We start from the raw sequence: 24,006 nt of genomic DNA, 5'->3' as shown, positions 1-24,006 counted from the left end.
AGGCCGATCACGATAGGGCCACGGATGGCGCCCGTCGTAACAAGGCCTCGCCGCCTCACGAGTTGTAAGCCGACGGCTTCGGCAAAGGAGAAGATCTTGAACCGGGCGGGTTCGACATGGTTCTGGTCCTTGCTCGGCGCCTGCATCGCGGCCGCCCTCGGCACGGCGATCAATTTCGCGACCGACCTCAAGACCAACTTCCTGGCCTGGGGCCTGGTGGTCGCGTTCACCCTCGCGACCGGGCTGATCAGCGGTATCTCGCAGGTACTCGTCCGCCGCGACGGCGCCGGCCCGAGCACCACCGGAACGACGAACGTCTACAACGTGCGGCACTCACAGGTCAACGCCTGGCTGGTGTTCCTGATCCTCGGGATCTCGGGTTCGTTGCTGGCGGCCATTTTCGTGGGCGTCCATTTCGCGGGGTCGTTCCAGACGGCCGGGACACCGATTCCCGCCGTGATCGAGCCGAGCCCGACGACCAGCACCACGACCAGCACGACGTCCACGGTGCCCCAGCCCGCCACGAACGAGGACATCGCCCAGTTCGTCACCGCCTACTACCGCCTGATGCCGGACACCCGGGCAGGCTGGCCGCTGATCGGCCCGAACCTCCAACGCCGCGGCCAGAGCGATTACGAAGCACATTGGGGCAGGATCAGCGCGGTGGACGTGCACAGCGCGTCCGCCACCTCCGCGACCACCGTCCGGGTCCGGATCACCCTGCATTACCGCGACGGCCGCCCTTCCCCCACGGAAACGCACGAGCTGACGGTCGTCCCCCACGACGGCCGCCTCTGCATCGACGCGGACACTCTCATCCGCGCGAAATAGAATCCGCCCATGACCGCTCTTCCACGCGGCGGGCGCCCCGCCGAGGCCTTGGCGGCCGTCGAGGCGAGCATCGAAGACCGCTGGCGGCTGTTCCTCGCGGAATACGGTGTCTCCCCTGGGACGACAGAGGAAACCGACCTCGCCGAATCGGTCGTCGACGACACTTCGATGTTCGAGTGGCAAGTCGTCGACGCCGCTTACGACAGGTTGACCTGCGCCGACTGCGGCAGCCGCCTCGGCTCGGGGCCCGTCGGCTGCGACAAATGCGACCAGGCCGATGGATTCCGGTTCGCGGCCATCGAAACCGACCGTCCCGCGACGCCGCCGGGCACCGAGCACGGGCTCCGCGTCGCCACCGCGGTCGCCCGCGCCCGGCACCGCCACGGGGCACGGGCCCGCTGCGGTTTCGAACTGGGGCTTCCGCTTCTCCTCGGCGGACAGCTGCCCGGCACGGCTCAAGCGCAGGCGTACCGGGCAGCCATCGACAAGCTCACCGAAGAGGAATGCGAACGCGTGACCTCCTTCGAGGAGATCCCGGGGATCAGTAGTCGTCGCGCCCGGTGAACTGCTGTTCCAGCAGCTCCGCCGAACCCGCGACGAGTTCGAGCGGATCGGTGAACTCGTTGATGTCGAGATTCACCAGCGGCAGGGAATGGCGCAGCACCAGATGCTCTCCCATGACCACCAATCCGCCGACGACGATGGTGTTGCCGATCTCGGTCAGCACGGTCGCCAGGTCGACCTCGTCGACCCGGGCGAACGGCGTCGCGATCTGCACCCAGTCCTCGCGGCGGTCGAAGATCTCCCGCGCGATGACCACGGTTTGGGCCCGCTCTTCGTAGTCGTCGTCACCGTAGGACAACCGGATGCGAATTTCGTCCGGTTCGTCCTTCACCACCCGATATTCGTGCCGTACGAACGCGACCAGATCGGCCCATTCCGCCATGAATTCAGTCTCCCTCGCAGTCGAAGATCGAGACTAGCGACTGCGAGGACGAAGAGCCCGACCCAGGCCTGACATCACCCGGACAGCGGCCGCCCGTATGTGTTTCGACACCGCTTGGTCCTACGACCGGATCACCCGGGGTCTCGCGAGTGCGAGCGGAAGACATCCACGACAGGCCTCAATGGCGAAATGGACCTCCACTTCGACGGAAGCAATTCGGCCTCCAATCGCTCGGGCCTCTAACCGGACAGCGGTGAAGGCCTCCTTCCCTACTTTCCGGGTAGGCAAGGAGGCCTTCACCACCCACGAGGCCGAAGGTCAGCCGCCGGTCGGCAGCCCCGCACGCGCTTCCTGCACGGTCAAGGGACGCAACGACAGCGTGTACTCGTACGTGCTGTCCGGCTGGACTTGACTGCGTTCCCGCACCGGGTTGGGCGTGTCCCCGACCCCGGTCACCGCATGACCGGCGTGCAGCGTGAACCAGCCCTTGTTGCGCTGCAACTGGAACGGGTACGCCGCCCGGTCGAGATCGTCGAACGGCGTCACGCTGACGTCGTTCGCGCCCCCGACCAGCAGGCCACCGGTCCGGCCGTCGGTGAGCAGCGCCCACCGGCTGTCGGTGTGGTTGCCGTGGTCCTGCGGCCGGTGGTACTCGACGTACTGTTCGTCCACGGTGCTCGACTGCACGCCGATCGGCGTCCCGTCCTTGCGGTCGACGTAGCTCTCGGCTTTCCGTCCGTACCAGGCGAACCGGTCATATCGATCCGGTACCGCCAGCGAGACACCGATCCGCGGCAGATACGGCAGAGTGCGCACACTCCCCTGCGGAATCACCCGATTGCCGAGGCTCAGCGTCCCGGTCCGGTCGACGGCGTAGGTCATCGTCTGGTCGAACCACGCCCCGGCGACGTCCGGCGCCGCGACCCGGCTGTCGACGATCACCCGGACGCCGCGCGAGCCGTCCTTCTCGACCCGCACGCCCGTGACCGTGGTCTTCAACCGGTCCAGCCCGGCCTTGCGCCAATCCTCACCCTCGGCCCTGCCCCAGGCGAAGGTCTCGTTGCTGATGGGTGCCCGCCAGGCGTCGAGCTTCGGCCCGCCGCTCAGCAGTTCCTTGCCTTGATGCCGGATGGACGTCAGCGTTCCGCCGGCCTTGTCGACCCGGTACGTGACGCCGGCCGCCGACGCCGTCACCGATGCGGCGTCCTCGACGACTCCGACGGACTTCCCGTCGAGCGGCGTCCTGTCCAAGCCTGGAACCCGCTTGCCTCCCAGGGAGAACTGATCGTGCGCCAGGACATGTCCTCGCGCGAGCATCGGCTCGCCCTGGGTCGTCACCGCCTCGACGGTGAGGAACCGTTCACGGTCCGCGGGATTCGGCGGCGCCGGGACGGCGATGGTTCCGATCGCCCCGGCACCGACCCGCAACGGCTGCTCGCCGCGCGCGACGACCCGTGAGCCTTCCTGGATCCGCCACCGCAGATTCAGCTCGTCGGTGCCCTTGAACTGCCGCTCGTTGGTCACCGAGACCGTGCCGCCCGAGTAGGCGAAGCGCAGCGGCTGATGCGCCCACGCCATCTGCGCGGTTTCCGGCTGCACCGAACGGTCCGAGCCGATCAGACCGTCCACACCGGACAGACTGGAGCCGTACGACAGGTGACTCCCCCGCTCCGTGACACTGTCGAAGTCCAGCGCCAGCACGGCCCCGTCCGCGGGAGCCGCGCCGGACAACTCCGCGGCGGACAACGGCTTGTCGTAGATGCGCACGTCGTCGACGGCTCCGCGGCCCATCCAGCCGATCGTCGACGGGTCGTTCCACGACGTCTCGAAGTCGCGGCCGATGTTGACCTCCGCCGAGGACGAGTCGATCGCGCCGGTGAACGGTTTGCTCCCGATCTCCTTGCCGTCGAGGTACAGCCGCAGGGCCGTGCCGTCGTAGGTGCCGCTCACCCGGTGCCAGTTCCCGTAGAAATCGTCGGGCACCTTCGCCTGGACCGCCTGCCACGTTCCACTGTGGATGAAGAACTCCAGCGTGTCCTGCGTCTTCATCTTCAGCGCGTACTGGTGGTCGCCCTTGCCGAGGATGCGGAAGTCACCGGTCCACTTCCCCGGCTTCACCCAGGCGTCCAGCGTGAGCGCCTTCCCGGTGATGTCGAGTTTCCGGTCGCGGTAGACCTCGACGAAATCGTCGAGGCCGGACAGTTCCAGCGCCTTGCCGCGATGACCTTCGACCAGATCCGGCTTTCCGCTGATATGCGCGGAGATGGCGTTGCCCGACGAATCGGGCGTGAGCCGGACCGGCTGCCGGATGTTCTGCTCCGCCCAGTCCCAGATGAACCCGCCCTGGGTCTGCGGATTCGCCCGGATCGTGTCCCAGAACTCCCGGAAGTTGCCGAGGCTGTTGCCCATCGCGTGGGCGTATTCGCCGAAGATCAGCGGTTTGGTGGTGTTCTTCGCCTGCTCGGCGAACTTCTCCGGCGACGGATACCGCGGCCCCCAGACGTCGGCGAACGGCGCGTCGCCGTCCGGGCTGTTCGACTGGTGGTAGATCGGCCGGGTCGGCTCGTTCGCGTCCAGCCATTCCGCCAGCGCGAAGTGATGCGCGCCGAGGCCCGCCTCGTTGCCGGTGTCCCACAGGAAGACGCTCGGATGGTTCTTGTCCCGTTCGACCATGCCGATCATGCGGTCGAAGAACGCGTCCCGCCAGGCCGGGTCGTTCGCCTGGCAATAGCGGGCACAGTTCTCGTGGTTGTGGGTCTCGATGTCGATCTCGTCGTCGATCCAGAGCCCGTGCCGGTCGGCCAGTTCGTGGAAATAGGGATCCGACGGGTAGTGCGAGGTGCGGACCGCGTTGACGTTGAGCTGTTTCATCAGCGCGACGTCCCGTTCCTGCGCGCGCCGGGGCACGTGCCTGCCGTGATCGGGGTCGGTCTCGGCGCGGTTGACGCCCTTGAACAGCACCCGTTTCCCGTTGACCAGCAGTTGCTTGTCGCGGATCTCGATCTCGCGGAACCCGGTCGTCTCACTGGTGATGTGCGTGACGCGGCCGTCGGGCGCGGTCAGCGTGAGGACGGCCGTGTACAGGTTCGGCGTCTCGTCGGTCCACTTCGCCGGGTTGCGGACGGGCAGGCTCAACGCGGTCTTGCCGCCCGTGTCGACCTCCCCGCTCGTGGTCCCGACCTCCTTACCCGCCGCGTCGCGCAGGCTGAGCCCGACGCGGTGCTTGCCCGCGGTTCCGCCGGGTTTGGTGGCGACCTCGACCGCGGCCTTGAAGGTGGCGTCGGTGTAGGTCGCGTCGAGGTCGGTCGTCAGCCCGACGTCCTGGATGAACGTGCCCGGCGTCGAGTGCAGGGTCACCGAGCGGAAGATGCCCGAGTACCGCCACTGGTCGACGTCCTCCAGGTAGGCACCCGCACTCCAGCGGTGCACCTGCACGGCGATCCGGTTCGGACCCGGCCGCAGCGCGGACGAGATGTCGAACTCCGCCGGCGTGTAGCCGCCCTGGTCGTAGCCGATGTACGTCCCGTTCACCCAGACGAAGTACGCCGACGTGACCCCCTCGAAGCGCAGGAAGGTCTCGCGTTTCGCCCACTCCGCGGGCAGGGAGAAGTCGCGGACGTAGGCACCGGTCGGGTTCACGTCCCGTGGCACGCGCGGCGGGTCGTCGGGCTGGATCTCGGTGGCGATGTTGCGGAAGATCGGGTGGTCCAGACCGTCCGTCTGCCAGGTGTGCGGCACGGACACCTCGCGCCAGCTCGACGCGTCGTAGCCGTCGTCGTGGAACCCCTTCGGTACCTGCGAGGGGTTGTCCGCCATGGCGATCCGCCACTTGCCGTCGAGCGACTGGGTGTACGGACCGCGTTCGTCGCGGCGAGCCGCGGCGGAAACATCCGCGTACGGCCGAAGGTAGGCGTGCGGTGGCTCCTGTCCTTCGGAGACTTTTCGTGGATCGTCGAGATAGGACTGGACGTCGGCGGCCGCCGGAGATCCGGTCGCGACGAGGGTCCCGGCGAGCATCGCCAGGACCAGGACGATGGGGCGTGTTCGCAGCACTGCGTTCAACCTCCCAGGGAGTTCAGCTGAGCCGGAAGCTGACCCGTTGACGATCCCGCACCGTGGCACCGGGACGGAAGACCAAGATCCTTCCCTTGTCGTGGGCCAAATAGGTGGCAGGTTCACCCGGGAGCCGGAACGACACCGCCAGCCGGTCGGAAAGGCCCGGCACCTGGGTGAAACTCGCCGCCCGGCCGTAGGCGTCGCTTTCGTCGTACGGATCGATCCGCACGGTCGCCGCGTCCACCACGCGGACGTACCGGTCCGGGAAGTTGACCGACTGCAATGCGACGGTGCCCGCGCCACGGAACCCGGCGACGATGCGGAACTGGGAATCGGCCAGCTCGCGGACATTGCCGTCGGCGGTCAGCCGGTACTCGTGATGCCGCACGTGCAACGCGGGATCGTCCAACGGGGACAGTCGTACGCACGGGCCGCCTTTGCCGACCGGTACACCGAAACTCGGCGTCCCGTCGTCGTTCCAGTACAGCCGTTGCACCCGGGTGTGCCGATTCGGGTCGTACAGCGGGTCGCCGGTGATGTCGCGGTAGTCGCGGGCGTGGTACACGAGGACGTCCGAGCCGTCCTCGGCGACGGTGAACGAGTTGTGCCCGGGCCCGTACTGCCGGGTCGCCTCGTTCGTGGTGAACACCGGCTGTGGCGACTTCGTCCACGAGCGCGGGTCCAGCAGATCCGAACGTTCGTCGGCGGTGAGCAGCCCCATGCAGTAGCGGGCGTCGGTGGCACTGGCCGAGTAGGTCATGAACACCCGCCCGTTGCGGACGAGCACCGCCGGCCCTTCGTTGACCTTGAACCCCTGGATCTCCCAGGGCAGCGTCGGCACCGCGAGCCGGACGGGGTCGCCCTTGAGCGCGAGCGGTGACGCCATCTCGGCGAGGTACAGATTGCTGTTGGTCGCGATTCCCGGCTCGCTCTGCGCCCAGGCGAAGTACCGCTTGCCGCGGTGCTCGAACGTCGTCGAGTCCAGGGTGAAGGTGTCCCACTTCGTCACCATCTGCCCGCGCAGCACCCACGTGCCCGCCCGTGGATCGTCCGAAGTGGACTCCAGCACGTACGTCCGGATGCGGAACACGTCGTCCGAATCGCCCGCGGCGAAGTACACGTACCAGCGCCCGTCGATCCGGTGCAGTTCCGGCGCCCAGATATGGCCGCCCATCTTCCCGGACGACGGACGTCGCCAGATCGTCGTCTCCCTGGCGGTGGCCAGGCCGTCGAGCGTGGCGGCACCGCGAACGACGATGCGGTCGTACTCGGGCACGGAACCGGTCAGGTAGTACATCCCGTTCACCGGCCGGGTGATGAACGGATCGGCCCGCTGCTCTACCAACGGGTTCCGCGTGGTCAACGGCACGGGAGCGGTTTCGGCCGCCTGGGCCGTACCCGGTGCCAGGCTTCCGACGGCGGTGGCGGCCAGCAGTCCGCCTCCCGCTCTGAACAGGTCACGACGGTCGATGGTCATGGTCATCCCCTCACTCGGGCCGGGAACCGCAGGAACGTCACGGAGTTCGGCGGGAAGGTGTACGTGAAGGTGTTCGAGACGCCGGAGAAGCGCGATTCGCGCGGTGCGATCGGCGTGGTGAAGGCGGTGTTGACGTCGTCCGGCGAGCCCTGCAACGTCGTCACGCGGGCGGTCGCGCCAGGCTGGACGCGAGTGCCGAGGTCGACGCGGGTCCGGGCCGCGGAAGCCTGCGCGTTGACCACCTTGACCACCAGTTCCCCGGATTTGACGTCGCGGGTGACGACCTGGCGGAACGGCTCGGCGACCTTGTCGTCGGTGAACGAGCCCCATTTCTGTCCGTCGAGGAAGAGCGTCACCTGGCGGCCCCGGACCTCGACCCGCAGGTCGTACTGCCTACCGGTCTCGATCTTCGTGTCGTTCTGGAGCAGGGTCTGCTTGCCGCCGCCTTCGGTCTTCTCCACGGCCGAGACGGTGTTGTTCCAGCCGCCGAGGTTCCACCAGTAGTTGTTGCCGGTGTCCTTCACGCCGAACGCGACCAGGAAGCCTTCTTTGCCGCCCGTCTTGGTCGCCTTCACGGAGAAGTCGTAGTTGCTCCACGAGGGATCGCCGGCGGTCACGAGGGTGTTCTCGGCCGCCTGATCCGACTGGACGTAGGCCCCGTTCGACACCGCCCACGATCCCCGACCGGCCACCTTCGACCAGCGCGAATCGTCCCCGGAGAAGTCGTCCGCGAACAGCTGCGCGCCGTCGGCGGAGGTGACCTTGACGTCGTCGTAGGCCGCGCTCGTCGCCCAGGTGGAGAGTCCGATCGCGCCTGAGATGGGCGCGACCGTGGCAGGCGTGGCCGACGCTTTGCTCGGAACCACGTGATCACCGACGTTGGTCATGAACAGCTTCTGCGTCTCGTAGCTGGCCGAAGCCCACGAGCGCTGGTTGTCGAACCAGATCATGTCCGGCTTCCACTGCACGTAGTCGGTGTTCGCCAGTAGCGGCGCGTACGACGCGAGCTTGACGACGTCGGCGTTCCGTTCCAGCCCGGTCATGTACGCGGCCTCGGCCAGCGCGTTGCCGAACTTGTTGTCCAGCGACGCGTACTCGCCGAGGAACACTTTCGGGCCGTTGCGGTCGTAGGAGTCGTACCGCTGGTTGTTCTGCAGGAACCACTGAGGACTGTTGTAGTAATGCTCGTCGACCATCGAGACCTTCGCGTTCCGGTTCAGGTCCCACAGCCGGTCGAACGTCGTGCCGGTGTCGTCCGGTCCCGAATTGCTGATCACGGTGATCCCCGGGTACTTCGCCGCGATCGCCTTGCGGAACTCGGTGAACCGGGCGAAGAACTCGTCGGGCAGGTTCTCCTCGTTGCCGACGCCGAGATGCGTCAGGTTGAACGGCGCCGGATGCCCCATCTCGGCCCGCTTCTTGCCCCACGTCGAGGTGACCGGGCCGTTGGCGAACTCGATCAGGTCGAGGGTGTCCTGGATATGCCGCCGCAGCAGCGCCGGATCGTCGGTCGCCTTGTTCTGCCCGCAGCCGGTGACCAGCGCCGGCACCACCGGCAGCGGCATCGCGCCGATGTCCTCGGAGAACTGGAAGTACTCGTAGTAGCCGATACCGTACGACTGGTTGTAGCCCCAGAAGTTCGCGTTCGTGGCCCGTTGCTCGACCGGGCCGATCGTGTCCATCCACTGGTACGAGCGCTTCCGCTCCCAGTTCGGCGCCTCGTAGCCCTGATGGCTGCCGGTGTTGACCAGGCAGCCGCCGGGGAAGCGGACGAAACCGGGCTTGAGCGCGGCGATCTTCTCCGCGAGATCGGTCCGCATGCCGTTGGGGCGGTTCTTGTAGGTTTCGCGCGGGAAGAGCGACACCATGTCCAGCCGCAGCGTGCCACCGCCGGACGCGGTCAGCGCGAGCCTGCCCAGCGCGCTCGACTCCCGCGCCCGGACGGTGCCGGTGTAGCGCACCCAGCCGTCGCCGCGGACCTGGACCCGCAGCGGATCGGCGAGCGCCTTCCCCGCCGGATCGGTGACGGCCACCGTGAGCGGGGTGCCCGCCGCGCGATCCGTCCGGGCGAACACCGAGAAGTCGTACTGCTTGCCCTTCTCGACCCGGATCCCCGAGTTGTAACCGGAGTTCGCGACGCCGTACTCGCCACGAGTGAGGTCGAGCTTGAGATAGCGCCGGTTCCGTTCGTTGAGCCGCCGGTCGTCGTCGGCCACCGTCGCCGTGCCGGTTCCCCCGTTGAGCAACGTGGGTGCCCACGAGGTCAGCGGGGTGTACGACGTGTTGTCGGCCTTGTCGTACTCGAAGGAGCGGTTCTGCACGAGTTCGGCGTACAGACCGCCGTCCGCGGCGCGGTTGATGTCCTCGAAGAAGACGCCGTACATCGAACGGTCGATCGTGGCACCGCGTCCCGCCGCGTCCACGGCGAGGGTGTAGTCGGTCGTCGGTGTCTGGCCCGAAGCGGTCTGAACGGGCACGAGGACACCGGCGGCGATGGTCAAGGACAGCACACCGAGCCGGACTGATCTGCTGCGCACAGCACTTCCTTTCGCGACAGTGCGAGGAACCGGAGTTAGGAAGGTTTTTCGTGTTCTGCCGGGTATGACGATCCGGCGTTCCGCAGTGTGTTTCGGTGTCGCGAAAGCCACTTTGGGGACGTCTGATGTCTCGAAAGTGGCTTTCGCGACACGGCCCAGGGATCCACCCGAGTACGGGATATCGGACCGCAGTGGCGCCGGGGGCTGAAGGACGCTTTCCCTGCATACGATGCAGGGAAAGCGCCCTTCACCGCTTGGCATGCGGGGAAAGTCCCCTTCAGCTCACGACCATCAGGCGGCGGTACGGGCCCGCCGTTTGGTCCAGATGTCGTAGGCGACGGCGGCGAGCAGCACGAACCCCTTCACGAGGTTCACGCTCTCGGTCGGCGCACCGATCAGGGACATGCCGTTGTTGATCACGCCCATGATGAGCCCGCCGGTGATCGCGCCGACCACCTTGCCGACCCCGCCTTGCACCGCGGCGCCGCCGATGAACGCCGCGGCGATCGCGTCGAGTTCGAACATGTTGCCCGCGGTCGGCCCGGCCTGGTTGAGCCGTCCGGCGACGATGATCCCGGCGAGCGCGGAGAGCACGCCCATGTTGACGAAGATCCAGAACGTCACGCTCTTGACCTTCACGCCGGACAGCGTCGCCGCCTGCAGGTTCCCGCCGATGGCGTAGATGTGGCGGCCGAACACCGCCCGCGTCGTCACCAGCGAGTAGCCGATCACCAGCACCGAAAGCAGGATCAGCACCCACGGCAGGTTCTTGTACCGCGCCAGTTGCACCACCACGAACAGCACGACGGCGGCCGCCGCGGCGATCTTCAACAGGAACATCGGCAGCGGGTCGACCTCTTGCAGGTAGTTCAGCCGGGCCGTCCGCTTGCGCCACCGCGAAACGATCGCGCCCGCGATGGCCAGCGCGCCCATCAGCAGGCTGACCACGTCGGCGCCGCCGAGCGGGCCGAGCCCGATGTTGCCGAGATAGCCGCCGGTGAACCCGTTCGCCAGCGTGCGCACCTCGTCCGGGAACGGGCCGATCCCCTGGTTCCCGAGCACGGTGAGCGTCAGCGCGCGGAAGATCAGCATCCCGGCCAGCGTCACGATGAACGCTGGAATCCCGAAGTAGGCGACCCAATACCCTTGCCACGCCCCGATCACCGCGCCGACGGCCAGCGTGATCAGCAGCGCGATCGGCCACGCCATGCCCATGTTCACCATCAGCACGGCCGAGATCGCGCCGGTCAGCGCCACCACGGAACCGACCGACAGGTCGATGTGCCCGGCGATGATGATCAGGATCATGCCGATCGCGAGGATCAGCACGTACGAGTTCTGCACGATCAGGTTCGAGATGTTCTGCGGTTCCAGCAGCGCGCCGCCGGTGAGGATCGAGAACAACACGACGATCAGCGCGAACGCGACGTAGATGCCGCTCTCGCGCGGGTTGAACGAGATCCGGCGCGGCGCCCTGGCCGGCGCGGCTTCCTGCTGGTCACCGACACCGGTGACGGTGTCGGCGGAGGCGGTGCTCATGTCTTACTCCTGTTCCCTGGTCATCGCCCGCATGAGGACCTCTTGGGTGGCCTCGGCCCGGTCGACCTCACCGGTGATCCGGCCCGCCGACAGCGTGTAGATCCGGTCGCACAGCCCGAGCAGTTCCGGCAGCTCGGACGAGATGACCAACACGGCCTTCCCCTCCTCCGCGAGCCGGTTGACGATCGTGTAGATCTCGTACTTCGCGCCGACGTCGATGCCGCGGGTCGGCTCGTCGAGGATCAGCACGTCCGGATCGGTGAGGATCCATTTGGACAGCACGACCTTCTGCTGGTTGCCGCCGGAGAGCGTGCCGGTCACGCTGCGCACGTCCGGTGCCTTGATGTTCATGCTCTTGCGGAATTCTTCGGCGACACGGTGTTCTTCGTTCTCGTCCACCCAGCCGCGGCGCGCGAGTTTGCCCAGTGCGGCACCGGAGACGTTGCGCTGGATGTCCTCGATGAGGTTCAGCCCGTAGCGTTTGCGGTCCTCGGTGGCGTAGGCGATCCCGTTCGCGACGGCGTCGCCGACCGTGCGCACGTCGATCTCCTTGCCGTCCTTGATCAGGCGTCCGGAGATGTCCTTGCCGTACGAGCGGCCGAACACGCTCATCGCGAGCTCGGTGCGCCCGGCGCCCATCAGTCCCGCGAGCCCGACGATCTCGCCGCGGCGCAGGGTCAGGCTCGCGCCGTCGACGACGACCCGGCCGTGTTGCGTCGGGCTGTGCACGGTCCAGTCCTCGATCCGGAGGACCTCGTCGCCGATCCGCGGTTCCCTCGGCGGGAACCGGTTCTCCAGTTTCCGGCCGACCATCCCGGCGATGATGCGGTCCTCGGTCACCGTCCTCGCGTCCAGCGTCTCGATCGTCCTGCCGTCGCGCAGGATGGTGATCGAGTCGGCGATCGCGGCGATCTCGTTGAGCTTGTGCGAGATCAGGACGCACGTGACGCCGTCCTCGCGCAGGCCGCGCAGCAGGTCGAGCAGATGCGCCGAATCGTCGTCGTTCAGCGCCGCCGTCGGCTCGTCCAGGATCAGCAGTTTGACCTCTTTGGACAGTGCCTTGGCGATCTCCACCAGCTGTTGCTTGCCGACGCCGATGTCCAGCACTGGCGTCACCGGGTTCTCCCGCAGGCCGACGCGCCGAAGCAGCTCGCCCGCCTCGGCGTTGGTCCGGTTCCAGTCGATCAGGCCACCGCGCGCCTTCTCGTTGCCGAGGAAGATGTTCTCCGCGATGGACAGTTGCTGGCACAGCGCGAGTTCCTGGTGGATGATCACGATGCCGCGGCGTTCGCTGTCGCGGATCGCGGAGAACGCGCACGGCTCGCCGTCGAAGACGATCTCGCCGTCGTACGAGCCGTGCGCGTAGACGCCCGAGAGCACCTTCATCAGCGTGGATTTGCCCGCGCCGTTCTCGCCGCAGATCGCGTGGATCTCTCCCCGGCGCACCGACAGGTTGACGTCCTGCAGCGCCTTGACCCCGGGGAAGGTCTTGGTGATCCCCCGCATCCGAAGGATTTCGTCGGTCACGTCGCTACCTCAGCTGTTCCGCTTTGTAGTAGCCCGAGTCGATGAGTTCCTTCTGGTAGTTCCCCTTGTTGAGGATCACCGACTCCAGCAGGAACGCCGGAACGACCTTCTGCCCGTTGTTGTAGTCCGTTGTGTTGTTGGTCTCGGCCTTGCCGCCCTTGAGGACCGCGTCGGCCATCTTGACCGTGGTCTCGGCGAGCTTGCGGGTGTCCTTGAAGATCGTCGAGTACTGCTCGTTCGCGATGATCGACTTCACCGACGCGACCTCGGCGTCCTGGCCGGTGACCACCGGGTACGGCTGGCCGGGCGTTCCGTAGCCGTTGCTCTTGAGCGCCGACAGGATGCCGATGGAGAGCCCGTCGTACGGCGAGAGCACGCCCTGCACCTTGTCGCCGGAGCTGTAGGTCTTGGTCAGCAGGTCTTCCATCCGCCGCTGCGCGGTCGCCGCCTGCCAGCGCAGGATCGCCGCGACGTTGAACGCGGTCTGGCCGCTCTTGACGACCAGCGTCCCGTTGTCGAGGTACGGCTTCAGCACGGACATGGCGCCGTTGAAGAAGAACGTCGCGTTGTTGTCGTCCGGAGAACCCGCGAAGAGCTCGATGTTGAACGGTCCCTTGCCCTCGCCGGGCGAACCGTCCTCCTTGAGCACCTTGAGGCCGGTGAGCAGCGACGTCGCCTGCTGAACACCGACCTTGAAATTGTCGAAGGTCGCGTAGTAGTCGACGTTCGGGGTGTTGCGGATCAGCCGGTCGTAGGCGATGACCGGGATCTTCTTGTCCGCGGCCTCCTGCAGCTGGGTGGTGATCGCGGTGCCGTCGATCGAGGCGATCACGAGCAGCTTCGCGCCCTTGGTGATCTGGTTCTCGATCTGGTTCACCTGGGTGGGGATGTCGTCCTCGGCGTACTGCAGGTCGACCTGGTAGCCCAGCTTCTCCAGCGCCGCCTTGATGTTGTCGCCGTCGTGGATCCAGCGCTCGGACGATTTCGTCGGCATGGTGACGCCGACCAGTCCGCCCGCCGCGCCTCCCGCGGCCGCCTGCTGATCGACGGACTTCTGACTCGAACCGCAGGCCGTCAGCGCGGCACCGAGGCCGACCGCCACGGCCAGTGTGGCCAGTTTCGTGAACTTCATTGTTCCTTCTCTCCGGTGGGGACCGATCAGAATCCTTGTGCGAGCCGGTAGTAGGCCTGGTTCCAGCGCATCCGGTCGGCGATCGAGGCGGGCGTCGTGGCCTGGTCGATCACGAGCAGTTCGACGTCGAGCATGGTGGCGAAATCCCGGATCGTTTCGGCGCCGACGGCCTGGGTGAGCACCGTGTGGTGCGGCCCGCCCGCTGTGATCCACGCTTCGGCGGACGTCGCCAGCGACGGCGCCGGCTTCCACACCGCGCGCGCCACCGGCAGGTTCGGCAGCGGCTCGTCCGGCGCGACGACCTCGACCTCGTTCGCCACCAGGCGGAACCGGTCGCCGAGGTCGGCGAGGCCGATCACGACCGCGTCGCCGGCGGCGGCGTCGAACACCAGCCGGACGGGATCCTCACGGCCACCGATGCCGAGGGGGTGGATCTCGCACGAAGGCTTCGCGGCGGCGATACTCGGGCAGACCTCGAGCATGTGCGCGCCGAGGATCTTCGGTTCACCGGGGCCGAAGTGGTAGGTGTAGTCCTCCATGAAGGACGTCCCGCGCTCGGAGTCGCGGCCCATCGCCTTGACCGCGGTCAGCAGCGCGGACGTCTTCCAGTCGCCCTCGCCGCCGAAACCGTAGCCGTCGGCCATCAGACGCTGCACGGCGAGACCGGGAAGCTGCCGCAGGCCGCCGAGATCCTCGAAATTCGTGGTGAACGCGCCGAAACCGCCGCTCGTCAGGAACGTGCGAAGCCCCTGCTCGATCCGGGCCGCGTAACGCAGCGATTCGTGTCGCTCCCCCGCCTTGGCGAGTTCCGGCGCGAGCGCGTACGTCTCGGCGTACTCGTCGACGAGAGCGTCGACCTCGGTGTCGGGCACCGCGTCGACCAGCGCGACGAGTTCGTTGACGCCGTAGGTGTTCACCGAGACGCCGAACTTCAGTTCCGCCTCGACCTTGTCCCCGTCGGTGACCGCGACGTCGCGCATGTTGTCACCGAACCGCGCGAGCTTGAGCGAGCCGATCGTCTGACGGCCGACCGCGGCGCGGACCCACGCGTCGATCCGGTCGGCGACCGACGGATCGGCCGCGTGCCCGGCGATGGTCTTGCGCGGAACCCCGAGCCGGGTCTGGATGTAGCCGAACTCGCGGTCGCCGTGCGCGGCCTGGTTCAGGTTCATGAAGTCCATGTCGATGGACTGCCACGGCAACGCCTCGTTGAGCTGGGTGTGCAGATGCAGCAAGGGTTTCCGCAGCGCGTCCAGGCCGGTGATCCACATCTTCGCCGGCGAGAAGGTGTGCATCCACGCGATCACGCCGACACAGGCGTCGTCCGCGTTCGCTTCGAGCATCACGCGCCGGATCGCCGACGGCTCCGTCAGCACCGGTTTCGCGACGATCTCCGCCGAGATCCGGCCGGTGTCGGCCAGCATCCGCTGGATCTGCAACGACTGGCCCGCGACCTGTTCGAGGGTCTCCTCGCCGTACAGCGCCTGGCTCCCGGTGAGGAACCAGACCTCGGTCTTGCGTTGTGTGCTCACTTCTCTCCCTGCTGGCCGTAGACGTTCTGGTAGCGCGCGTAGAGCCGGTTCACGTCCTGTTCGGACAGTGGCTCCGGCCTGCCCAGCGCGGAAGCGATGTGGACGGTTTTGGCGACGTCCTCGACCATCACGGCGGCCTTGACCGCGTCGCGTGCGGTGCGGCCGACGGTGAACGGGCCGTGGTTGCGCATCAGGACGGCGGGCGACCGGCTGGACCGCAGCGTCTCGACGATGCCCCGGCCGATCGAGTCGTCACCGATCATCGCGAACGGCCCGACCGGGATCTCGCCGCCGAACTCGTCCGCGATCATGGTGAGCACGCACGGGATCGGTTCCCCGACCGCGGCCCACGCGGTCGCATACGTCGAATGCGTGTGCACGACACCGCCGACCTCCGGCATGTGCCGGTAGACGTAGGCGTGCGCGGCCGTGTCCGAGGACGGCGCGAGGTCGCCGTGGACGACCTCGCCGTACAGGTCGGTGACGACCATCGTGTCGGCATTCAGCTCGTCGTAGGACACCCCGGACGGCTTGATCACCATCAGGTCGTGCCCGGGAACGCGAGCCGACACGTTGCCCGCGGTCCAGATGACCAGTTCGTAGCGGGTCAGCTCGCTGTGCAAGCGGGCGACGGTGTCGCGCAGCTCTTCGAAGGTGTCCGTGATCTCCACGGCGAGGCTCATCGGTGCAGTCCTTTCCGGACGGAACGGCGCCGGGCGGCGAGCCGGTGCATGACGTCGTTGGCCCCACGGCCGAAGTAGTCGTGCAACGCGGCGTACTCGGCGTAGAGGTCGTTGTAGGCCTTGACGTTCTCGGCGATCGGCCGGTGGACGGCCCGGCGGACCGAACCCATCGCGAGCGCGGCGGCCGGGACGTCGGCGTGCGCCCCGGCTGCGACGGCGGCGTGGATCGCCGAGCCCAGCGCGGGACTCTGGGCCGAACCGGCCACGGACAGCGGCAGGTTCGTGACGTCGGCGTAGATCTGCATCAGGAGCTGGTTCTTGACCAGGCCACCGGCGACGATCAGTTCGGTGACCGGTACCCCGGCGCGTTCGAAGGTCTCGATGATCGTCCGGGTACCGAACGCCGTCGCCTCCAGGAGCGCGCGGTAGGTGTCCTCGGGGCGGGTCGCGAGGGTCTGGCCGACGACGACGCCGGACAGTTCGTGGTCGACCAGTACCGACCGGTTCCCGCTGTGCCAATCGAGCGCGACCAGTCCGTGCTCGCCGATCTCCTGCACCGAAGCGAGCCGCGTGAGCAGTTCGTGGACGGAGATCCCCGCTTCCCTGGCGTCGTCCACATAGGACGCGGGAGTGCCGTGCTCGACGAACCACGCGAAGATGTCGCCGACACCGCTCTGGCCGGCCTCGTAGCCCCACTTCCCGGACACGATGCCGCCTTCGACGACGCCGCACATGCCCGGTACCTCGCGCAGTTCGGCGCCGTTCATCACGTGGCAGGTGGAGGTGCCCATGATCGCGACCATCTGCCCCGGCTCGACCGCCTGGACGGCGGGCGCGGTGACGTGCGCGTCGACGTTGCCGACGGCGACCGCGATCCCCTCGGGAAGCCCGGTCCATTCCGCCGCTTGAGCGCTCAGGCTCCCCGCCTTGGCACCGAGGGCGCCCAACGGATGCACGAGCTTGTCATCCACAAAGGATCCGAAGCCGGGGGCCAGCTCCTCCAGGAACTCCGAGCTCGGGTAGCGGCCATCCTGCAGGATGCCCTTGTACCCGGCGGTGCAGGCGTTGCGGACGTAGGTTCCGGTGAGCTGCCAGACGATCCAGTCGGCGAGTTCGACCCAGTGACGCATCCGGGCGTAGACCTCGGGCGCCTCTTCGTAGACCTCCAGCGCCTTGGCGAACTCCCACTCGGAAGAGATCAGTCCGCCGTAACGCGCCAGCCAAGACTCGCCGCGCTTTCGTGCCAGTGCGTTGATCCGGTCGGCCTGCGGCTGAGCGGAATGGTGACGCCACAGCTTCACGTAGGCGTGCGGATCCCCGGCGAACTCGGGCAGTTCGCACAGCGGCGTGCCGTCGGCCGTCGTCGGCACCATGGTGCACGCGGTGAAATCGGTACCGATGCCGATCACGTCGGCGGGATCCGCCCCGGCGGCACGGACGGCCTCCGGCACGGCGGTGCGGAGGACGTCGACGTAGTCCGACGGCACCTGGAGCGCCCAGTCCGGCGGCAGACCGTGGCCGGTCCGCGGCAGGACCCGGTCGATCACGCCGTGCCGGTACTCCGAAACCGCGCTGCCCAGCTCCGCGCCGTCGCGGACGCGGACCACGACGGCCCGGCCGGACAGCGTCCCGAAGTCGACGCCGACGACCAGCGGCTCCCTTGCACTCACTTCTTCTCCCGACTGTTAGCGTTCACATTTCTGGTCGAAAACCACGATCACCCGTGTTTGGAGCCGGAACTCGCGTGTTTGAAGCCCGTCCGGCTCCAATCACGCGGGTTACGGCCTTGATCACGCGTGTTCCGTCTTACGTGGCCCGCCTCCCGACGAGGCGTTGCAGCACGATGAAGGCGAACAGCAGCGCACCGGTGATGATCGAGGTCCACCAGGAGTTCAAGGTGCCGTCGAAGGTGATCAGGGTCTGGATGATGCCCAGCACCATGATCCCGAGCACCGTCCCGAGGACGTAGCCGGAGCCGCCGGTGAGCAGCGTGCCGCCGATGACGACGGCCGCGATCGCGGTGAGCTCCAGCCCGACACCGTTGAGCGGATCGCCGGAAGACTTGTACAGCACCAAGAGCAGCCCACCGAGGGCCGAGCAGAACCCGCTGAGCGTGTAGACCGTGATCCGCGTGCGGCCGACGTTCAGGCCCATCAGCAGCGCGGACTTCGGATTCCCGCCGATCGCGTACACCGTCCGCCCGAACCTGGTCCCGTACAGGACGTACGCCGCCGCGGCGACCACCACGAGCGCGACGACCACGCCGATCGAGATGTGCAGTTCCCCGCCGAGCGGGATCTGCGTCTGCGCGAGGTTCGCGACCGTCGGATCGTCGATCGAGTACGCCTGGGTGCTGATCGTGTAGCAGAGCCCCCTGGCGAAGAACATCCCGATCAGCGTGGCGATGAACGGCTGGATCTCGAACACCTGGACCAGCACGCCCATGCCGAAGCCGAGCGCCGCGCCGATCGCGAGCACCGCCGGGATCACCGCGAGCACCGGCCAGCCCTGGTTCTGCAGCAGGTCCGCCGAGACCACAGTGGACAGTGCCACCACCGAGCCCACCGACAGGTCGATCCCGCCGGTGAGGATCACGAACGTCATCCCGACGGCGACGACCAGCAGGAAGGCGTTGTTGATGAACAGGTCGAGCACGACCTGCCCGGAGCCGAACGCCGTGTAGCTCGAAGCGCCGTAGACGTAGGCGCCGATGAGCATCGCCATCGTCGCCAGGATCGGCAGATGCCGTTGGCGCGGTCGATAACCCTTGATGCGGTCGAGTGTCGTCATACCCCGGCCTCCACCTTCTCCGGCAGGACGGCGGGCGACGGCGGGGCCGGTTTCCGCCGCCGGGCGAGCTTCCTGCGGAACACCGGCGACTGCAGCAGGCAGACCGCCAGCACGACCACGGCCTTGAACAGCATGATCGCCTGCGGCGCGATGCCGAGCGCGTACACGGTCGTCGTCAACGTCTGGATGAGCAGCGCGCCGATCACCGAGCCGGTGAGCGAGAACCGGCCACCGGTCAGCTGCGTCCCGCCGATGACGACGGCGAGGATCGCGTCCAGTTCGATGAACTGCCCGGCGTTGTTGCCGTCGGCGCTGTGCACGTTCGCGCTGATCATCAGACCGGCGATACCGGCGCAGAGCGAGCAGAAGACGTAGGTGAGCCAGATCAGCCGCGCCGACCGGAGCCCGGCGAGCCTGCCCGCCTCCGGGTTGCCGCCGACCGATTCGACCAGCAGCCCCAGCGCGGACCGGCGCACCAGCACGGCGGCGATGGCGAACACCGCCAGCGCGATGAGGATCGCGCTGGGCAGGCCGAAGGTGAACCCGCTGCCGATCCATTCGTACGGATGCGAGTTGACGGTGATGATCTGGCCGCCGGTGATCAGCTGGGCGATGCCGCGGCCGGCGACCATCAGGATCAGCGTCGCGATGATCGGCTGGATGCCGAGCACCGCCACGAGCCAGCCGTTCCACAGACCGAGCACGAGGGCGAGCCCCAGCGCCATCCCGACCGCCGCGAGCGTCCCGCCGACACTGTCCTGATCGCCGAGTCCGCTGAGGTGCAGGCACGCGAGCGCGCCGCTGATCGCGACGACCGCGCCGACGGAGAGGTCGATCCCCCGCGTCGCCACCACCAGCGTCATGCCGATCGCGATGAGGATCAGCGGGGCGCCGTTCTTGAGGATGTCGATCAGGTTCCCGTACAGATGCCCGTCGCGGAATTCGATCGCGAAGAACGCCGGTTGGGCGATGAGATCGCCGAGCAGCAGCGCCAGCAGCGCGACGACCGGCCAGAACAACCGATGTTTGGTCATCGTGCGACTCCTTCGGCCATCGTCGCCATCACCTGGTCCGCGGTCAGCGTTTCGTTGTCCAGAACGGCGACCACCGCGCGGTCGCGCAGCACGACGACCCGATGGCTCAAGCGCAGTACTTCCTCGAGTTCGGCGGAGATGAACACCACGGCCATCCCCTCCCCCGAGAGCCGCGCGACCAGCCGCTGGATCTCCGTTTTGGCACCGATGTCGATACCGCGCGTCGGCTCGTCGAGGATCAGCAGCCGCGGTTCGGTGATGAGCCACCGCGCGAGCAGCACCTTCTGCTGGTTGCCGCCGCTCAGGTCGCCGACCTTCGCCTCCGCGTTGGCGGGCCGGATGTCGAGCGCCTTGATGTAGCGCTCGGCGATCTCGTCCTGCCGCCGCCGCGGGATCGGCCGGGCCCAGCCACGCGAGGCCTGCAGCGCGAGCACGATGTTCTCGCGCACGGTGAGTTCCTCGACGAGGCCTTCGGTCTTGCGGTTCTCCGAGCAGAACGCGATGCGGTGGTCGAGGCCGGTCCGCGGGGTTTTCAGCGACACCGGCTCGCCGTCGATCCGCACCGAACCGCTGTCCGCGTGATCGGCGCCGAACAGCAGCCGCGCCAGTTCGGTGCGGCCCGAACCGAGCAGCCCGGCGAGCCCGACGACCTCGCCGGACCGGATGTCGAGCGAGAACGGCGCGACACCGCCCTTGCGGCCGACGTCGCCCGCTTCGAGGAAGACGGGCGCTCCGGCGACGTCCGACCGGCTGTGCCCCGCGTCCTCGATGTCTTCGAGCGCCGCGAGTTCCTTGCCGATCATCCTGGTCACCAGGTCGACCGGGGTGATCTCCTCGGTGCGGTACTCGCCGATCAGCTTCCCGTTGCGCAGCACCGTCATCCGGTCCGCGACGGCGAAGACCTGCTCGATGAAATGCGAGACGAACAGGATCGCCATCCCCTGGTCCCGCAACGAACGCACCACGTTCAGCAGCTGCTCGACCTCGCCCGCGTCCAAACTGGACGTCGGTTCGTCGAGCACGAGCACCCGCGCCTCGACGTCGAGCGCCCTGGCGATCGCGACCAGTTGCTGCACCGCGATCGAGCAGCCGCCCAGCTCGGCCGAGACGTCCACTTCGACGTCCAGCCTGGCCAGCAGCGCGGCCGCCCGGCGGCGCGTCTCGCGCCAGTCGATGCGGCCACGCCGTCGCGGCTCCTTGCCGAGGCAGATGTTCTCCGCCACCGACAGGTTCGGGCAGAGGTTCACTTCCTGGTACACGGTGCTCACTCCGGAGCGCTGTGCCTCCCCCGGCCCGCTGAACGAGACCCGGGCACCGTCGAGCTCGATGGTGCCCGCGTCCACCCCGTAGACGCCGGTGAGCACCTTGATCAAAGTGGACTTGCCGGCACCGTTCTCGCCCATCAGGGCGTGCACTTCGCCGGGGAACATCCGGAAGGAGACGTCGTCGAGGGCGACCACGCCGGGGAATTCCTTCCGGATATGGCTCATCCGCAGCATCGCAGGGGTTTCCGTCATCGGCTCAGTACTGGCGTTGCGGCAGCGCGGCCTTGGCCGCGGCCTGGTCGAATTCGGTCTCGGTGGTCTCGATGCGCGGCGGCACCTGCTCCCCGGCGGCGACCTTCTTCACCAGATCCATCAACTGCGGGCCGAGCAACGGGTTGCACTCGACGACGTGGTTGATCTTGCCGTCGGCCAGCGCCTGCAGGGCGTCGCGGACGCCGTCGACCGAGACGATCTTGATGTCCTTGCCCGGCACCTTGCCCGCCGCCTCGATCGCTTCGATGGCACCGAGGGCCATGTCGTCGTTGTGCGCGTACAGCACGTCGATCTTGGGCTGGGACTTCAGGAAGGCCTCCATGACCTCCTTGCCCTTCGCCCGGGTGAACTCACCGGTCTGCGACGCGACGACCTTGAACTTCGGGTTCGACGCGATGACGTCGGCGAAGCCCTTCTTGCGGTCGTTCGCCGGTGCGGAACCGGTGGTGCCCTGCAGTTCCACGATGCTGACGTCGCCCGCCGCCGAGCCGAACTCCTTGGCCAGCCACTCGCCCGCCTTCTTGCCCTCGGCGACGAAATCCGAGCCGAGGAAGGTCTTGTACAGCGACTTGTCCGCCGAGTCGACGGCCCGGTCGGTGAGGATCACCGGGATGTTCGCCGTCTTCGCCTCCTTGAGCACGGTGTCCCAGCCGGATTCCACGACCGGCGAGAAGGCGATCACCTTGACCTTCTGCTGGATGTAGGACCGGATCGCGGCGATCTGGTTCTCCTGCTTCTGCTGCGCGTCGGAGAACTTCAGCTCGATCCCGGCCGCCTTCGCGGACTCCTGGATCGACTTCGTGTTCGCCGTGCGCCAGCCGCTTTCCGCGCCCACCTGGGCGAACCCGAGGGTGAGGCCGCCGCCGCCACCCGTCCCGCCGCCACCGCCGCACGCGGAGAGCAGGAGCAGCCCGGCCACTCCGGCCACGATCGCCGTCCACGGTTTTCTTGCCACATCGACTCCTAGATCCGCACTGATCAGTTGAGTTAGCGTTAACATTCACGCCTTGAGCCGAGGGAAACGGCTCTCGGAGCTACGAAAGACCGGTGCTCTCCCGGACGATCAGTTCGGGGACCACCAGGTCGCGATCTCGGTCCTCACCGCCGTTCATCCGGCGGCGGAGCAGGTCGAACGTGCGCCTGCCGACTTCGACGAAGTCCTGGCGCACCGTCGTCAGCGGCGGCGTGTAGTACGCCGCCTCGGGAACGTCGTCGAAGCCGACGATCCGCATCTCCCCCGGCACGTTCACGCCCGCCTCGGTGCAGGCGCGAAGGAAGCCGAGGGCCATCTGGTCGTTGGCCACGAACACCGCGTCCAGGCCCTTTTCGCCGACGAGGGATCGCCCCGCCGCGTACCCGGACCGCGCACTCCAGTCACCGCGGATGACGGGCGGGATCGGCGCGCCGTGCCGTTCCAGGGTCTCGCGCCAGCCGCGTTCGCGGTCGAGCGCCTCCAGCCAATCCTCGGGTCCGGCCACGTGCCAGACCGTCTCGTGCCCGAGGCCGAGAAGATGTTCGGTGGCGCGGCGCGCGCCGTCGAACTGGTCGACCGAGATCACCGGGACCGGCGCCTTCTCGCCGCCGCCGACCGCGACGAGCGGTACGTCGCTGGGCGCCGCCTCCAGCGCGCGGGCGGCGGTGACATGCGGCGCGATCACGACGATGCCCTCGACGGCCTGGCGGCGGAGGCGCTCCACGGCGTCGGTGATGGACGACCGGCCCGGACGGCTGATGCTGGTTATGGTCGTCGCGTAGCCGGCCTCGCGGGCGGCGTGCTCGATGCCGCTCAACGTGCTGGCCGGACCGTAGAGGTTGGCCTCCAGCGCGACCACGCCGAGCGTGCCCGAACGGCCGGTGACCAGCGCGCGGGCGACCGAGTTCGGCCGGTAGTCCAGCTGCTCGATCGCCGCGTTGACGCGGACCCGCGTCTCGGCGCGGACCGGGCCGGTGCCGTTGATGACCCGCGAGACCGTCATATGCGAAACACCCGCGAGCGCGGCCACGTCGGTGAGACTGGCCTGCTTGCTCTCGGTGGTTTCGCGCGCCATCGCCTGTCTCCCAATCCCGGTACCGTGTGACGAGTGCCGCAAGTGTTAGCGATAACACGAGCCGGGTCAAGCGCTCCCCGAGTCACAGTCGGGTCACGGACCGGTTCCATGAGCCAGGTTCGACGTGCCAAGGGCGCCTTCGGCACCTACCGCCGTGCGTGGATGGACGACACGCGTGACTGGGCGGACGACACATGTGTCCAGAGGGACGACTCGCCATGCCGTCCAACCAGTCACGCGTGTCGTCCGTCGGGTCACACGTGTCGTCCGTCCAGTCACGCGAACCGGCCGGCTCTGCACAAGATGGAGTCGGCAGTGCGAGCGGGCTCGCCACCA

General features: G+C 67.7%; 17 protein-coding genes. 2 read left to right on the top strand and 15 right to left on the bottom strand.

Going from position 1 to position 24,006, the window contains the following annotated elements; all coding sequences use genetic code 11:
* Positions 1–96 precede the first annotated feature (96 nt).
* Both ACSMFO_RS17440 and ACSMFO_RS17435 read left to right on the top strand, forming a co-directional pair.
* Positions 97–831 (top strand): serine/threonine protein kinase, encoded by a 735-nt coding sequence (locus ACSMFO_RS17440; protein ID WP_436459564.1) that lies wholly within the window; start codon positions 97–99, stop codon positions 829–831.
* Positions 832–840: 9 nt separating this feature from the next.
* Positions 841–1,395 carry a hypothetical protein gene (locus ACSMFO_RS17435; RefSeq protein WP_436459562.1) on the top strand — a complete coding sequence of 185 codons (555 nt, stop codon included), beginning with the start codon at positions 841–843 and terminating at the stop codon, positions 1,393–1,395.
* Here the strand turns inward: ACSMFO_RS17435 and ACSMFO_RS17430 are convergent.
* The 15 genes from ACSMFO_RS17430 to ACSMFO_RS17360 form a co-directional block, all read right to left on the bottom strand.
* On the bottom strand, positions 1,373–1,777 hold the full coding sequence (locus ACSMFO_RS17430) for a hypothetical protein (protein WP_037338675.1): 405 nt from the start codon (positions 1,775–1,777) through the stop codon (positions 1,373–1,375). The genes ACSMFO_RS17435 and ACSMFO_RS17430 overlap by 23 nt on opposite strands.
* Before the next feature lie 318 nt (positions 1,778–2,095).
* Positions 2,096–5,830 carry a glycoside hydrolase family 2 TIM barrel-domain containing protein gene (locus ACSMFO_RS17425; protein ID WP_436459560.1) on the bottom strand — a complete coding sequence of 1,245 codons (3,735 nt, stop codon included), beginning with the start codon at positions 5,828–5,830 and terminating at the stop codon, positions 2,096–2,098.
* Positions 5,831–5,852: 22 nt separating this feature from the next.
* Positions 5,853–7,310: a family 43 glycosylhydrolase gene (locus ACSMFO_RS17420; RefSeq protein WP_436459558.1), complete on the bottom strand. Its 1,458-nt coding sequence runs from the start codon at positions 7,308–7,310 to the stop codon at positions 5,853–5,855.
* 2 nt (positions 7,311–7,312) lie between these two features.
* Positions 7,313–9,847 (bottom strand): alpha-L-arabinofuranosidase C-terminal domain-containing protein, encoded by a 2,535-nt coding sequence (locus tag ACSMFO_RS17415; RefSeq protein ID WP_436459556.1) that lies wholly within the window; start codon positions 9,845–9,847, stop codon positions 7,313–7,315.
* A gap of 291 nt (positions 9,848–10,138) precedes the next feature.
* The gene (mmsB, locus tag ACSMFO_RS17410; protein WP_436459555.1) at positions 10,139–11,386 is read right to left on the bottom strand and encodes a multiple monosaccharide ABC transporter permease; all 1,248 of its coding nucleotides are present in this window, start codon (positions 11,384–11,386) and stop codon (positions 10,139–10,141) included.
* A 3-nt stretch (positions 11,387–11,389) separates the two neighbouring features.
* Entirely contained in the window at positions 11,390–12,913 is a 1,524-nt protein-coding gene (gene mmsA, locus ACSMFO_RS17405; protein ID WP_436459553.1) for a multiple monosaccharide ABC transporter ATP-binding protein, read from the bottom strand.
* A gap of 4 nt (positions 12,914–12,917) precedes the next feature.
* The gene (chvE, locus tag ACSMFO_RS17400) at positions 12,918–14,045 is read right to left on the bottom strand and encodes a multiple monosaccharide ABC transporter substrate-binding protein (RefSeq protein ID WP_436459551.1); all 1,128 of its coding nucleotides are present in this window, start codon (positions 14,043–14,045) and stop codon (positions 12,918–12,920) included.
* 26 nt (positions 14,046–14,071) lie between these two features.
* On the bottom strand, positions 14,072–15,577 hold the full coding sequence (gene araA / locus ACSMFO_RS17395; protein WP_436459549.1) for an L-arabinose isomerase: 1,506 nt from the start codon (positions 15,575–15,577) through the stop codon (positions 14,072–14,074).
* The gene (locus tag ACSMFO_RS17390) at positions 15,574–16,260 is read right to left on the bottom strand and encodes an L-ribulose-5-phosphate 4-epimerase (protein ID WP_436459548.1); all 687 of its coding nucleotides are present in this window, start codon (positions 16,258–16,260) and stop codon (positions 15,574–15,576) included. The genes araA and ACSMFO_RS17390 overlap by 4 nt, the downstream gene beginning before the upstream one ends.
* Positions 16,257–17,930 carry a ribulokinase gene (araB, locus tag ACSMFO_RS17385; protein ID WP_436459547.1) on the bottom strand — a complete coding sequence of 558 codons (1,674 nt, stop codon included), beginning with the start codon at positions 17,928–17,930 and terminating at the stop codon, positions 16,257–16,259. Before araB ends, ACSMFO_RS17390 begins: the two co-directional genes overlap by 4 nt.
* A 136-nt stretch (positions 17,931–18,066) precedes the next feature.
* Positions 18,067–19,050 (bottom strand): galactofuranose ABC transporter, permease protein YjfF, encoded by a 984-nt coding sequence (gene yjfF / locus ACSMFO_RS17380; RefSeq protein WP_360084882.1) that lies wholly within the window; start codon positions 19,048–19,050, stop codon positions 18,067–18,069.
* Complete coding sequence (locus ACSMFO_RS17375; protein ID WP_436459546.1) at positions 19,047–20,084, bottom strand: ABC transporter permease; 1,038 nt, start codon at positions 20,082–20,084, stop codon at positions 19,047–19,049. The genes yjfF and ACSMFO_RS17375 overlap by 4 nt, the downstream gene beginning before the upstream one ends.
* Positions 20,081–21,583 (bottom strand): sugar ABC transporter ATP-binding protein, encoded by a 1,503-nt coding sequence (locus ACSMFO_RS17370; protein WP_436459604.1) that lies wholly within the window; start codon positions 21,581–21,583, stop codon positions 20,081–20,083. Before ACSMFO_RS17370 ends, ACSMFO_RS17375 begins: the two co-directional genes overlap by 4 nt.
* Before the next feature lie 22 nt (positions 21,584–21,605).
* On the bottom strand, positions 21,606–22,622 hold the full coding sequence (locus ACSMFO_RS17365; protein ID WP_436459545.1) for an ABC transporter substrate-binding protein: 1,017 nt from the start codon (positions 22,620–22,622) through the stop codon (positions 21,606–21,608).
* A 34-nt stretch (positions 22,623–22,656) separates the two neighbouring features.
* Positions 22,657–23,670, bottom strand: coding sequence for a LacI family DNA-binding transcriptional regulator (locus tag ACSMFO_RS17360; protein ID WP_038512787.1), 1,014 nt, complete (start codon positions 23,668–23,670; stop codon positions 22,657–22,659).
* Between the last annotated feature and the right edge of the window lie 336 nt (positions 23,671–24,006).

Origin of the sequence: Amycolatopsis sp. w19, from assembly GCF_051373225.1 — a bacterium.
GTDB classification, from domain to species: Bacteria; Actinomycetota; Actinomycetes; order Mycobacteriales; family Pseudonocardiaceae; genus Amycolatopsis; species Amycolatopsis japonica.
This window is presented reverse-complemented; position numbering and strand designations above follow the sequence as displayed.

Excerpts from the sequence above, each read along its gene's own strand:
- ACSMFO_RS17435 (WP_436459562.1), top strand. The coding sequence starts at position 841 with ATGACCGCTCTTCCACGCGGCGGGCGCCCCGCCGAGGCCTTGGCGGCC.
- ACSMFO_RS17430 (WP_037338675.1), bottom strand. The coding sequence starts at position 1,777 with ATGGCGGAATGGGCCGATCTGGTCGCGTTCGTACGGCACGAATATCGG.
- ACSMFO_RS17420 (WP_436459558.1), bottom strand. The coding sequence starts at position 7,310 with ATGACCATCGACCGTCGTGACCTGTTCAGAGCGGGAGGCGGACTGCTG.
- mmsB (WP_436459555.1), bottom strand. The coding sequence starts at position 11,386 with ATGAGCACCGCCTCCGCCGACACCGTCACCGGTGTCGGTGACCAGCAG.
- chvE (WP_436459551.1), bottom strand. The coding sequence starts at position 14,045 with ATGAAGTTCACGAAACTGGCCACACTGGCCGTGGCGGTCGGCCTCGGT.
- ACSMFO_RS17390 (WP_436459548.1), bottom strand. The coding sequence starts at position 16,260 with ATGAGCCTCGCCGTGGAGATCACGGACACCTTCGAAGAGCTGCGCGAC.
- yjfF (WP_360084882.1), bottom strand. The coding sequence starts at position 19,050 with ATGACGACACTCGACCGCATCAAGGGTTATCGACCGCGCCAACGGCAT.
- ACSMFO_RS17375 (WP_436459546.1), bottom strand. The coding sequence starts at position 20,084 with ATGACCAAACATCGGTTGTTCTGGCCGGTCGTCGCGCTGCTGGCGCTG.
- ACSMFO_RS17370 (WP_436459604.1), bottom strand. The coding sequence starts at position 21,583 with ATGCTGCGGATGAGCCATATCCGGAAGGAATTCCCCGGCGTGGTCGCC.
- ACSMFO_RS17365 (WP_436459545.1), bottom strand. The coding sequence starts at position 22,622 with ATGTTAACGCTAACTCAACTGATCAGTGCGGATCTAGGAGTCGATGTG.
- ACSMFO_RS17360 (WP_038512787.1), bottom strand. The coding sequence starts at position 23,670 with ATGGCGCGCGAAACCACCGAGAGCAAGCAGGCCAGTCTCACCGACGTG.